Origin of the sequence: Vibrio sp. EA2 (assembly GCF_033042495.1) — a bacterium.
Lineage (GTDB): Bacteria > Pseudomonadota > Gammaproteobacteria > Enterobacterales > Vibrionaceae > Vibrio.
Genome location: NZ_JAWLID010000001.1, coordinates 954379 through 967659, shown reverse-complemented (window position 1 = coordinate 967659; position 13281 = coordinate 954379). Strand labels below are relative to the sequence as shown.

At 46.0% G+C, this 13281-nt stretch carries 10 protein-coding genes; 9 read left to right on the top strand and 1 reads right to left on the bottom strand.

From position 1 onward, the window contains the following. The first annotated feature begins 229 nt into the window (after positions 1-229). The 8 genes from RXX31_RS04260 to RXX31_RS04225 all read left to right on the top strand — a co-directional run bounded on the left by RXX31_RS04260 (position 230) and on the right by RXX31_RS04225 (position 10654). Positions 230-1345, top strand: a complete 1116-nt coding sequence (locus RXX31_RS04260) for a hybrid-cluster NAD(P)-dependent oxidoreductase (protein ID WP_317587886.1) — start codon at positions 230-232, stop codon at positions 1343-1345. A 431-nt stretch (positions 1346-1776) separates the two neighbouring features. After that, on the top strand, positions 1777-3039 hold the full coding sequence (glyA, locus tag RXX31_RS04255) for a serine hydroxymethyltransferase (RefSeq protein ID WP_317587851.1): 1263 nt from the start codon (positions 1777-1779) through the stop codon (positions 3037-3039). A gap of 46 nt (positions 3040-3085) precedes the next feature. Further along, the gene (locus RXX31_RS04250) at positions 3086-4339 is read left to right on the top strand and encodes a sarcosine oxidase subunit beta family protein (protein ID WP_317587850.1); all 1254 of its coding nucleotides are present in this window, start codon (positions 3086-3088) and stop codon (positions 4337-4339) included. A 13-nt stretch (positions 4340-4352) separates the two neighbouring features. After that, entirely contained in the window at positions 4353-4637 is a 285-nt protein-coding gene (locus RXX31_RS04245) for a sarcosine oxidase subunit delta (RefSeq protein ID WP_317587849.1), read from the top strand. 12 nt (positions 4638-4649) lie between these two features. Next, positions 4650-7667 (top strand): sarcosine oxidase subunit alpha, encoded by a 3018-nt coding sequence (locus RXX31_RS04240; protein ID WP_317587848.1) that lies wholly within the window; start codon positions 4650-4652, stop codon positions 7665-7667. Further along, complete coding sequence (locus tag RXX31_RS04235) at positions 7660-8328, top strand: sarcosine oxidase subunit gamma (protein ID WP_317587847.1); 669 nt, start codon at positions 7660-7662, stop codon at positions 8326-8328. Before RXX31_RS04240 ends, RXX31_RS04235 begins: the two co-directional genes overlap by 8 nt. Positions 8329-8392: 64 nt before the next feature. Continuing rightward, positions 8393-9259 (top strand): formyltetrahydrofolate deformylase, encoded by an 867-nt coding sequence (purU, locus tag RXX31_RS04230; protein WP_317587846.1) that lies wholly within the window; start codon positions 8393-8395, stop codon positions 9257-9259. 15 nt (positions 9260-9274) lie between these two features. Then, positions 9275-10654, top strand: coding sequence for an L-serine ammonia-lyase (locus RXX31_RS04225; protein ID WP_317587845.1), 1380 nt, complete (start codon positions 9275-9277; stop codon positions 10652-10654). A gap of 113 nt (positions 10655-10767) precedes the next feature. Here the strand turns inward: RXX31_RS04225 and RXX31_RS04220 are convergent, their stop codons facing one another. Beyond that, entirely contained in the window at positions 10768-11814 is a 1047-nt protein-coding gene (locus RXX31_RS04220; RefSeq protein ID WP_317587844.1) for a GlxA family transcriptional regulator, read from the bottom strand. A 408-nt stretch (positions 11815-12222) separates the two neighbouring features. Between RXX31_RS04220 and RXX31_RS04215 the strand changes: the two genes are divergently transcribed. Then, complete coding sequence (locus RXX31_RS04215) at positions 12223-13266, top strand: NAD(P)-dependent alcohol dehydrogenase (RefSeq protein ID WP_317587843.1); 1044 nt, start codon at positions 12223-12225, stop codon at positions 13264-13266. Positions 13267-13281: the final 15 nt, after the last annotated feature.

Sequence of the window (13281 nt, the reverse complement as noted above, 5' to 3'; positions counted from 1 at the left end):
GCTCGGAGATATCCTGCCATTATTGGCATGTTTAGAAGTGGTCTAAATGCGACATTGAGTGAGCCTATTTAAGACACGTAATAAACTATTTTCCCTTACGTGACCGTTTTGGATAACTCCGTGTCGCTAATGGATAACTAGAAGAGTCAATAATACCGAAAATAAGCACAACCCATGGAGGGAATCCACCAAATACACCGTTGCGGAGAAGCCGGATATGAATACCCCAATGAACTCTCTAGCCACCAGTGGCTCTTTTATACCTGTTGAAACTCAAATTTGGGATAACGGTCGTCACGCAGTTCGATGCGTAAAAACCATTCAAGAAACTTGGGACACAAAAACCTTTTGTTTCATGGCTGAACAGCCAATCATGTTTTTCTTTAAGCCAGGTCAATTTGTAACGCTTGAGCTTGAAATCGAAGGTGAGCAAGTTTTCCGTTCTTATACTATTTCTAGTTCGCCGTCAGTTCCTTACAGTTTTTCGATCACGGTTAAGCGTGTTCCTGGTGGATTTGTATCTAACTGGATTCACGACAACCTGGAAGAAGGCTCAGAACTAGCAGTCCATGGACCGGTTGGGGCGTTTAACAGTATTGATTTTCCGGCAGAGAAAGTTCTTCTATTGTCTGGCGGGGTTGGTGTAACGCCGCTGATGTCTATGGCACGCTGGATTTATGATACTAATAGCGACGTTGATGTTACTTTCGTTCACAGTGCTCGTACGCCGCGTGACATTATCTTCCATCGTGAACTTGAATTCATGTCATCGCGTATCTCCAACTTTCACTTGCATCTAATTTGTGAGCGTCTGGAGTCTGGACAAAACTGGTCGGGATATCGTGGTTACTTAGACGACATCAAACTACTGATGATCACGCCAGATCTACATGAGCGTGAGATCTTCTGTTGTGGTCCGACACCATACATGCGCGCGGTAAAATCTATCCTTGTCAGACTAGGCTTCAACATGGAACACTATCATGAAGAAGCATTCGGCGAGGCTCCGGCTGGCGTAGAAGAACAAGCGGTTCAGGATGCTGAAATTGCAGCGGAAGAAGCAGAACAACTGAGTGAAAGCGATCTAATCGAAGTTATGTTCACGGAAAGCGACAAGCAAGTTCAGGTCGCACCGGGCGAAACCGTACACGCTGCAGCTGCAAAAGCCGGTCTTACTATTCCGAAAGCGTGTGGTATGGGTATTTGTGGTACTTGTAAGGTCAAGAAAGTCAGTGGTGACGTTGAAATGAGTCACAACGGCGGTATTACCGACGAAGATGTCGCAGATGGCTACATTCTTTCGTGCTGCAGTGTTCCAAACGGAAACGTGGTTATCGACTGCTAATCAAATAGTAAAAAATCACAACCTTAACTTCAGTACTTAATTCAAAGAATAAGTGTCATTAAATTTAAATTGGTGAATTTATAGCGCTTATATATTTGAATTAAGAACTGAAAGATCTTGCGCTAAAAATATTGTTAATAAAGTTATTAATAATGTTTTTTAGGATTGTAGACAAGGAGGTGTACATAACAAGACTTATTGATTTTTATCGGGATTTTTGCAGAGCGTAAGCTCTGCTTTTTTTATTTAAAATTAAATTAAAAGATGTCGCAAATCCGCAGATTTTGTCGTATTTACGCAAGCGAAATATTACGAATTAATTACTATTGAGTTGTCGATTAGGTTTTCATAGTAACGATTTTGAATTCAACGTCGTGCGGCAAACCTGATGCCTAAACAGGGAAGCGAGATTCCAGTATCAAGGAGAAGATATGTTTAACAATACTCAAAATATCGAAGCGTACGACAACGAACTATGGTCGGCGATTGTAAAAGAAGAACAGAGACAAGAAGACCACATTGAGTTGATTGCTTCTGAAAACTACACCAGCCCACGAGTGATGCAAGCTCAAGGTAGTAAACTAACCAATAAATACGCTGAGGGTTACCCGGCAAAAAGATACTACGGCGGCTGTAAATTTGTTGATGAAGTAGAAGAATTGGCGATCGAACGTGCAAAACAGTTGTTCGGTGCAGAGTACGCGAACGTACAACCACACTCAGGATCACAAGCAAACGCTGCCGTGTACATGGCTCTTTGTGAACCAGGTGACACGGTTCTGGGCATGAGCCTGGCTCACGGTGGTCACTTGACTCACGGTTCGCACGTTAACTTCTCAGGCAAAATCTACAACGCCGTTCAATATGGTCTGAATGCCGAAACAGGTGAAATCGACTACGAACAAGTTGAGCAACTTGCCCTAGAACACAAACCAAAAATGATCGTAGCTGGTTTCTCAGCGTACTCACGTGTCGTTGACTGGCAACGTTTCCGCGATATCGCGGACAAAGTTGGCGCTTACCTTTTCGTTGATATGGCGCACGTGGCGGGACTGGTAGCAGCTGGTGTTTATCCAAACCCTGTTCCTTTTGCTGATGTAGCAACAACAACAACACACAAAACTCTACGTGGTCCACGCGGTGGTTTGATTGTATCTCGCGACGCTGAGCTAGAGAAAAAGATCAACTCTGCAGTGTTCCCTGGTGGTCAAGGTGGCCCACTAATGCACGTGATTGCTGCAAAAGCAGTAGCGTTTAAAGAGGCGTTAGAACCAGAGTTTGCTGAATACCAAAAACAAGTAGTCGCTAACGCACAAGTGATGGCTAACGTATTTATCGAACGCGGTTTCGACGTTGTCTCTGGCGGTACAGATAACCACTTGTTCCTGTTGAGCCTAATCCGTCAGAAATTGACAGGTAAAGCGGCAGACGCAGCGCTTGGTATGGCGGGCATTACGGTAAACAAAAATGCCGTACCGGACGATCCACAATCTCCATTCGTTACTTCAGGTCTGCGCATCGGTACACCAGTAATCACCACACGTGGTTTTAAAGAAGCTGAATGTGAACTGCTGGCAGGTTGGATCTCAGACATTCTAGATGTACTTGATGACCCGCAAGCGCTTGCAAGTACGATTGAAGTGGTAGGAAGCAAAGTTAAGTCACTATGTCGTGATTTCCCTGCATACCAATAGATATCAAAACGGTATTTGACTTTAGCTGAAATGAAGGAACAGACAAATGCAGCATTATTCTGGTTTTGGTCTACTTAAACACTCACTTTCCCATCACGAAAATTGGCAGAGTGTATGGCGCAACCCGACGCCAAAGAAAAAGTATGACGTAATTATTATTGGTGGCGGTGGCCATGGTCTAGCGACCGCTTACTACTTGGCAAAACAACATGGTATTACCAATGTTGCCGTCATTGAAAAAGGTTATTTAGGTGGTGGTAATACAGCACGTAATACAACCATCGTTCGTTCTAACTACTTGTGGGATGAAGCTGCATTTCTATATGAGCATTCACTGAAACTATGGGACGGCTTGTCACAAGATCTGAACTATAACGTGATGTTCTCTCGTCGTGGCTGTCTCAACCTGGGACACACACTGCAAGATATGCGCGACATCGAACGTCGTGTTGCAGCAAACCGCCTGAACGGTATCCAGGGTGAAGTTCTTGATACTCAACAGGTTAAAGAACTTGTACCGCACATGGATTGTTCTGCGAACACTCGTTACCCAATCCTTGGCGCTTCATGGCAGGCAAATGCTGGTGTAGCGCGTCACGATGCGGTTGCTTGGGGCTTTGCTCGTGGTGCAGACAGCATGGGTGTTGACCTAATTCAGCAAACTGAAGTCGTTGACATGATCATTGAAGATGGCGCGATTGTTGGTGTGAAAACGAACCGTTATGGCGACATCATGGCTGACAAAGTGGGTTGTGTGGTAGCAGGTAACTCAGGCGTGTTAGCGAAAATGGCAGGTTTTGAAATGCCATTAGAGTCTCACCCACTGCAAGCGTTGGTATCAGAGCCGATTAAACCAATTCTAGACACTGTTGTGATGTCTAACCACGTACACGGATACGTCAGCCAATCAGATAAAGGCGACTTGGTTATCGGTGCAGGTATCGACGGCTACAACGGTTATGGTCAGCGCGGTTCTTACTCAACCATCGAACACACAGTTCAAGCGATTGTTGAAATGTTCCCAATCTTCTCCCGTGTACGCATGAATCGTCAGTGGGGCGGCATTGTTGATACAACAGCAGACGCTTGTCCAATCATTACGAAAACACCGGTTGAAAACCTATTCTTCAACTGTGGTTGGGGTACGGGTGGATTTAAAGCAACACCTGGGTCAGGCAATGTATTTGCAGCCAGCTTGGCGAAAGGCGAAATGCATGAACTGGCTGAACCTTTCTCAATGTTCCGCTTCAACAATGGTGCATTGATCGACGAACACGGTGCTGCGGGCGTAGCGCACTAACAGGAGAAGAATTATGTTTCTGATTTATTGCCCTCACTGCTGTGAGTATCGCGAAGAAGAAGAGTTCCACCCAAAAGGTCAGGCTCACATTACACGTCCAGTCGATGCGGACAGCTGTACAGATGAAGAGTGGGGTCAATACCTATTCTTCCGTAAGAACCCAAGAGGACTTCACCACGAAATGTGGGTGCATGCAGCGGGTTGTCGCAAGTTTTTCAACATGACACGCGATACGCAGACTTATGAAATTAAAGAAGTCTACAAGATTGGTGAGCAACCTTCACTGGCTGCAGAGTAAGGAGTGTTAAGGATGACACAAGTAAATCGTATTTCATCACAAAGTCGAGTTGACCAGTCCAAGTCAGTGACTTTTGAATTCAATGGTAAGTCATACCCAGGTTATGCTGGTGACACATTGGCTTCAGCGCTATTAGCAAATGGTGTTGATGTTGTAGGTCGTAGTTTTAAATACAGTCGTCCTCGCGGCATCATCGCGGCAGGTGCAGAAGAGCCAAATGCAATCTTCCAACTTGGTGCGACAGAAGCAACGCAGGTTCCAAACATTCGTGCAACACAGCAAGAGCTTTACGATGGTCTTGTTTGTCAGTCAACCAACGGCTGGCCGAATGTTGATAAAGATATTATGGGTGTTTTAGGTAAAGTCGGCGGTGGCATGATGCCTCCAGGCTTTTACTACAAAACGTTCATGTACCCAAAATCAATGTGGGAAACCTACGAAAAATACATTCGTAGCGCTGCGGGACTAGGTCGCTCACCATTAGAGAACGATCCAGACCGTTACGAAAATATAAACCAACACTGCGACGTTTTAGTCGTTGGTGCAGGCCCTGCAGGTCTGATGGCTGCATTAACAGCAGCACGCAGTGGCGCTCGCGTAATTCTTGCAGACGAGCAAAGTGAGATGGGCGGCAACCTACTTAACACTAAAGAACAAGTAGATAACCGACCAGCGACTCAATGGGTGCAAGATGTACTGGCTGAGCTTGAAGCGTGTCCGGAAGTGAAGTTACTACCACGCTCAACCGTGAACGGCTACCATGACCATAACTTCTTAACTATCCACGAGCGCTGTACAGATCACCTGACTGATTTAGCGCCTAAGCATACTGCTCGTCAGCGTTTGCATCGTGTTCGCGCGAAATGGGTAGTGTTGGCATCAGGCTCTCATGAGCGTCCACTTGTATTTGGTAATAACGACTTACCAGGCAGCATGCTTTGTAGCGCTGTATCAACATACATTAACCGCTACTCAGTGGTTCCAGGTCAAAGCCTTGTCGTTATGACGACGAATGACAGTGGTTACCAGACCGCATTGGATTGGCATAGTGCAGGTCGTAAAGTTGCTGCCGTTGTTGATACCCGCGCAAATGCGGACAGTGCAATTATCCAGAGCGTGATTAAAGCGGGTATCCGTGTCATCAAAGGCTCTGCGGTTGTTGAAGCGCTAGGAAGCAAGCGCGTAACTGGCGTTCGTATTAACAAACTCGACGCGAGCGGTAAGAAAGTTGACGGTTCGAGCGAGACGCTACAAGTTGATACGATCGCAACATCAGGTGGCTACAGCCCAGCAGTACACCTTTCTTGTCACACTGGCAGCCGCCCTGTGTGGAACGAAGAGGTCATCGGTTTTGTTCCTGGTGAAACTAAGCAGAAGCAACTGATTGCCGGTGCGATCAACGGTAACTTTACTACTAAAGGTGCAATGCAAGAAGGTATTGACGCTGGTAATAAAGCAATCCAAGAGCTCGGCCTGAGTGCAGTGGATGTTGCGCTACCAAAAACGAATGAGTTGCCGGTAGCAAAACCAATGGCATTGTTCCATATCCCGCACCCTAAAAAGACATCGAAAGCGCCTAAACAGTTTGTCGACTTCCAAAACGACGTAACAGCAGCTGGTATTGAACTGGCATGTCGTGAGGGTTTTGAGTCTATCGAACACGTTAAACGTTACACTGCAATGGGCTTTGGTACCGACCAGGGTAAGCTAGGTAACATTAATGGTATGGCTATCGCAGCCAATGCGTTGAACAAGTCAATTCCGGAAACGGGTACGACAATCTTCCGTCCAAACTACACGCCGGTTACCTTTGGTGCGATTGCTGGACGTAACTGTAAAGAGCTGTTTGATCCTAAGCGTTACACTGCAATGCATCAGTGGCACTTAGAAAATGGCGCAGAGTTTGAAGATGTTGGTCAATGGAAACGTCCATGGTACTTCCCTAAACCAGCAGAAACGATGCAACAATCACTGGATCGTGAATGTCTGGCGGTACGTAACTCAGTCGGTATTCTGGATGCATCGACTCTTGGTAAGATCGATATTCAAGGTAAAGACGCGCGTGAATTCTTAGGCCGTATTTACAGTAATGCATGGGCAAAACTGCCAGTTGGTAAATGTCGCTACGGCTTGATGTGTGGCGAAGACGGTATGGTGTTTGACGATGGTGTAACGTCATGTCTTGGTGAAAACCACTTCTTGATGACGACGACGACCGGTGGTGCAGCGCACGTACTTGAGTGGTTAGAGCTATACCATCAAACAGAATGGCCAGAACTTGAAGTGTACTTTACTTCGGTTACTGACCACTGGGCAACAGCAACAATTTCTGGACCAAACAGCCGTAAACTGCTGCAAGAACTGACAGATTGTGATCTCAGCAAAGATAACTTTAAGTTCATGGACTGGAAACAAGCAACGGTTGCTGGCGTACCAGCGCGTATCTTCCGTATCTCATTCACTGGCGAACTCTCATTCGAAATCAACGTTCAGGCTAACTACGGCCTACACGTTTGGAAGAAGCTGATGGAGCACGGTGCGAAATACGACATCACGCCTTACGGTACTGAAACGATGCACATCCTACGTGCTGAGAAAGGTTTCATCATCGCAGGTCAGGATACAGACGGAAGTGTTCACCCTTACGACTTAGGCATGGGATGGTGTGTAGCAAACAGCAAACCATTCAGCTTTATCGGTAAACGAGGCATGGCTCGTGAGGATTGTGTGAGAGAGAACCGTAAACAACTGGTTGGCTTGAAAACAATCGACCCGAATGTCGTTATCCCTGAAGGCTCACAAGGTGTGCTTGATCCAAATGCGCCAATTCCTGTTCCAATGGTTGGGCACATTACGTCTAGCTACTGGAGTGCAAACCTGAATCGCAGTATCGCGATGGGCTTTGTAAAAGGTGGTCTGGACCGCATGGGAGAAAAGGTTTACTACCCTCAAGTCGACGGTAGCGTGATTGAAGCTGAAATCTGCAGCTCTGTATTTTTGGATCCAAAGGGAGAGCGCCAAAATGTCTGATACAACATTGATTGAAAAAGAAAACACACAACCATTGGTTGACCTAATGAACCAGGTACCTGGTGGAGAAATTTTCGGTGAATCTCCTTTGCATCATGCTGAGTTCGATAAACTAGCAAGTATGCCACCAGACCGCCAAGGTGTGGTTCTGAAAGAAGTGAAGCTGATGGGGCATCTGACTTTACGATGCGATCCAGAAAACGAAGAAATGATCAAAACGGTATCTTCGATTCTTGGCTTCTTATTACCGCTAGAGCCTTTAACATCAACGTCGAAAGGTGATTTTGCTGCTCGTTGGTTGGCGCCGGATGAATGGTTAATTACTGTACCTGGATTGGCTGCCTTTGATGTTGAATCTGCGTTTCGTGAGCAGATGAAAGGTCACTACTCTCTGGTTAACGGTAGCGGCGGCTCAACAATTCTAGAGCTATCTGGTACTCATGCTGTAGATGTGCTGAAAAAATCAACGCCGATTGATCTTCATCCTAGCGAGTTCCCAGTTGGAAAAGTGGTTTCAACAGTTTTCGCGAAAAGTGGCGCAATCATTCGTCGTCTTGACGAAGACAAGTTCGAGTTGGTCATCCGTCGTAGTTTCGCTGACTACCTATGGTTGTGGATTCAAGATGCAAGCTTAGAGTTTGGTCTGACCATCGCGAAATAAAGCTAGCTAACTTGTTATCGAGCCGGTACGGGATGTACCGGCTATACCATGAGTAGAGGGAACTATGGAAAATTCAACTCAAACTTGGATTCTTACCGCACATTGTCCAAGTGTAAGCGGTACTGTTGACGTCGTTACTCGTTATTTGGCGAGCGTTGGTCACTACATCAACGAAATTCAGTCATTCGATGACAGAGCAACGGGTCAGTTTTTTATTCGTATTGAGTTTATTCCTGCAGAACCAGATTTTGATCCGCAGCAGTTTGACTCAGAATTTGGTGTAAGAGCGAAAGATTTCTCTATGGAGTGGAATCTAACCGCTTCCGGTCAGCGCATGCGCATGGCTATCCTGGTGTCAAAATACGATCACTGCCTGAACGATTTGCTGTATCGCTACCGTACCGGTCAGTTGAACGTTGAAGTGCCGGTTATCATCTCTAATCATCCAGATTTGGAAAACTTGGCTAAGTGGCACGGTATTCCTTACCACCATCTGCCGATTACTCCAGAGACCAAGCCAGAGCAAGAAGCGGAAATCGTTCGCTTGCTGGATGAGTACGACATCGAATTGGTTGTATTGGCACGCTACATGCAGATTCTCTCTCCTTGGCTATGCGAACGTTTAAGTGGACGTGCAATCAACATCCATCACTCTTTGTTACCAGGCTTTAAAGGCGCTCGCCCATATCATCAGGCCTGGGAAAAAGGCGTGAAGATGGTTGGTGCAACGGCCCACTACGTAAACAACGATTTGGATGAAGGTCCGATCATCTCTCAAGGCCTCCAGGAAGTCGGGCACGCTCACTACCCAGAAGACTTGATTGCTAAAGGCCAGGATGTAGAAAGAATCACCTTGTTTAATGCCGTAAAACATCATGTTGAGAGACGGGTATTTTTATCCGGTACTCGCACCATTATTTTAAGCCATTGATAGGAGTAGCAAGGGATGTCTATCAGTGTTTTTGATTTGTTTAAAATTGGCGTTGGACCATCAAGTTCGCACACCGTAGGCCCTATGGTTGCCGCCAATCGATTTGCCAACGAGTTAGATGAGTTAGGTTTCTTAGAGGCGACTCATCGTATCGTGGTTAAGTTAATGGGCTCCTTGAGCGCGACTGGTGTCGGTCACGGCACAGATTCCGCCATTATCGTTGGTCTGATGGGAGAACTGCCTGACACCGTCGACACAGCTACGATCCCGGTTATCACACAGGAGTTAAAGCAAGGTGGTGACCTATGGCTAAAGCGTAAAAAGTTAGTTGCGTTTGATTGGCCAAACGACATGAAATTCTTACGTGAAGTGCATCCTTATCATCCTAACGCAATGGAAATCATTGCTATCGATGAAAGCGGAAATACGCTATATCGAAATGCATACTTCTCAGTAGGCGGTGGTTTCATTTTAGATAAGAAGGAAGCTCAGTCAGAGTCGTCTGCAACCGATACTGTTACTCTGCCTTATGACTTTCATAGCGGTGAAGAACTTCTGCAGTTATGCGAACAAAATAATCTTAGTATCAGCGAACTGATGCTGGAAAACGAAAAGGTTTGGCGCTCAGAGCAGGAGATCCGCGACGGCTTGCTTAATATCTGGTACGCAATGAAATCTTGTATTTCTAATGGCCTCAGTGCTGAAGGCGTGTTACCAGGCGGGCTAAATGTTAAACGCCGTGCAAAGAAACTGTTTGATTCGCTTGTCTATTGCGCTAATCCGAATGTCATCAGCTCCACACTTAGCGGCATGGATTGGGTCAATTTATACGCATTGGCGGTTAACGAAGAAAATGCGGCTGGTGGTCGAATGGTGACGGCACCGACCAACGGTGCGGCGGGTATCATTCCAGCAGTATTAATGTACTTCAAAGAGTTCACTCCGAATTGCTCTGACGAGCAGGTGGTTGATTTTCTACTCACAGCAGCAGCGATAGGTATTCTATGCAAGAAGAATGCGTCTATCTCTGGCGCGGAAGTGGGTTGCCAGGGTGAAGTTGGCTCCGCGTGCGCAATGGCTGCGGCTGGTGTTTGTGCCGTTCTAGGGGGAACGCCACTACAAATTGAAAATGCAGCAGAAATCGGCTTAGAGCATAACTTGGGATTAACCTGTGACCCGGTCGGCGGGCTTGTTCAGGTACCTTGTATCGAGCGCAATGCGATTGCGGCAATGAAAGCAATCAACGCTGCACAAATGGCGCTACGTGGCGACGGGGAGCACTTCGTCTCTCTGGATAAAGTTATCAAAACGATGCGTGATACTGGCTTGGACATGCAGGACAAATATAAAGAAACATCAACAGGTGGCTTAGCTGTTAATGTGATTGAGTGTTGATATTTTCTATCTCTCGTCCTTGGTGTTGACACTCACTTACTAAGCCAAAGAAGACACAGCGGGCTCTGTGTCTTCTTTTTTTATGGCCGCTGTTTTTATCGGAACTTGGCTTGTCATCGCGTTGGATGACCGGAATTTTTACTCTTCATGTTTTGACGCAGTTGAGTCGGTGTGTAACCAAAGAAGTCTTTAAAACAGTTACTGAAGTGACTGCTACTCACAAAGCCACAGCTTAAGCCGATTTGAATGATCGGTTCTTTATTCTTCTCCAACTCTTTATGTGCCGCTAACAGACGTAGTTTCAAATAATACCTTGATGGTGACAGTTCTAAATGGGTTTGAAATAGACGCTCTAGCTGTCTGCGTGACATCGATAAAAATCGTGCCAGTTCATCAGGGGTCAAAGGCTCTTCAATGTTTGACTCCATAAGAGTAATTGCGTCTTGTAATGCCTCTGGGCGGGCGAGGGTATCCACCGACGGCTTGTTTGGTTGGCTGTGTAATATTGCTTGTCTTCCCTCAGATGCTTGATCACAGCTTAAAATCTCGCGTACAGCACGTACTAACTGTTTATCAAATTTCGCCTCAATAATATTCAGCATCATTTCCATTGCACTGTTTGGTCCCGCACAACTAGCACGATTGGCCGAGACTTCATACGTATGTGTTGATAACGCCAGAGTGGGAAATGTCGAATGAATAAACTGATGGCTGTTGGGATGTACCGCCGAAGGTGTCGTCTCTTCGAGGGTATCCGCGTGTGCCAGAGCAATGGTTCCATTCCAGATGCTTCCCAGGCTCACTTTTTGATTGTGGGCGGAAGTTAAACATTCAGTGAGCGGAAGTGAAGCTTGAGTGCTGCAACGGTAACCTCCGCACACAAACAGCCAATCCAGTGAGCCTCTGTTATGTAAGTTCAAAGACTCAACCGTTGCATCTGTTGCTATGTCTATTCCAATGTCGCTAAGTACCTTGCGTGAATCGATACCGAAGGTTTGGATTTGAAAGTGTTCCATTTCATGTACAAGGTTGGCCGTAATCAGTGCATCCATCGCAGCGGTAAAGGCCATGAGAGAAAAATGTGGTTGGAGAATAAAACCGATTCTGATTGGTTCAGGATAAGTATTACGCTGAATAGATTGCGGGTTTTGTTCCGGCATTTACTTCTCACTTTCTCTTAGGTTGGGGCATATGTTTGGATATGGATATTATTCCTATATTTAGGCATAAATATCTCCCGACGGCTAATCACTTTGACTGAGATTGTGAAGGTGTGTGAATGGGAGAGGAACTGGTGGCTTCTTTTCTGATTTACCTCGTGACTTTAGGTTTTATTCCACGGCTAAGTGAATAGATAGCAACCCTATGCTTTTTGTGCGCAGACGACACTATATGAATGATTACCGTTGAGCCTCGCTTAATCTGATTTCGGGTGACTACTATTGAGCAAGGATAAGAGATTATCGGGCAAGAACTGTGATCACTAAGGGTATAAGGTGACAGTGATGACATCTATTTGATAGTCATCCTATTTTATTAAGCAATAGAGAATAAAAGGATATTGTGACATGAAAACAGTTGGATACGCGGCACAATCAGAAAATACGGATCTTGTACCATATCATTTCGAACGCAGAGAGTTACGTCCAAATGATGTCGCGATTGAAATAACCTATTGTGGTGTATGCCACTCAGATTTACACACAGTGAACGGTGACTGGGGCCCTCAGCCTTACCCGCTTGTTCCTGGCCATGAAATTGTTGGTATCGTTACTTCTGTAGGCGCTGAAGCGTCCAAATACAAAGTGGGTGACCGAGTCGCTGTTGGTTGTATGGTCGACAGTTGTCAGGAATGTGATCACTGCCATGACAGCGAAGAGCAGTACTGTCGCAATGGTATGACACCGACTTACGGTGCGCCAGATCGTCATACTGGTGAAATCACGCAAGGTGGTTACTCTAAACACATCGTGGTTCGCGAAGAATTTGTATTAAGCGTGCCAGACTCTCTAGATATGTCTCGTACTGCGCCTATTCTTTGTGCTGGTATTACAACATACTCTCCGCTACGTACCTGGAACGTCACTAAAGGTTCGCGAGTAGGGGTCATTGGTTTGGGCGGTCTGGGCCATATGGCAGTTAAACTGGCTGTAGCGATGGGCGCTGAAGTAACGGTAATCAGCCGTACAACCAGCAAGGAGCAGCAAGCAAAAGCGTTGGGTGCCAAGGCTATTCTGGCGTCAACTGACGAGCAGTCTATGCAAGATGCCGCTTCTTCGTTCGACCTTATCATCGATACGGTTCCAACCAAACATGACGTTAACCTCTACACACCATTACTGGATCTAGATGGTTCACTTGTGATTGTTGGTCAGGTTGGTCCGTTAGAAGAACTAATGAGTGTTCCGCTAGTGTTCGGTCGTCGTCGTGTTGCTGGTTCTCTGATCGGCGGTATTGCTGAAACGCAAGAGCTATTAGAATTCTGTGCAGAGCACAACATTTATCCAGAATGTGAAATGATCAAAATGGATGAAATTAACGATGCATTTAAACAGCTAGCGGCTGGTGACTTGGCGCATCGTTTTGTTATCGATATGGCTTCAATAGGATAATCCATCAACTAGCCA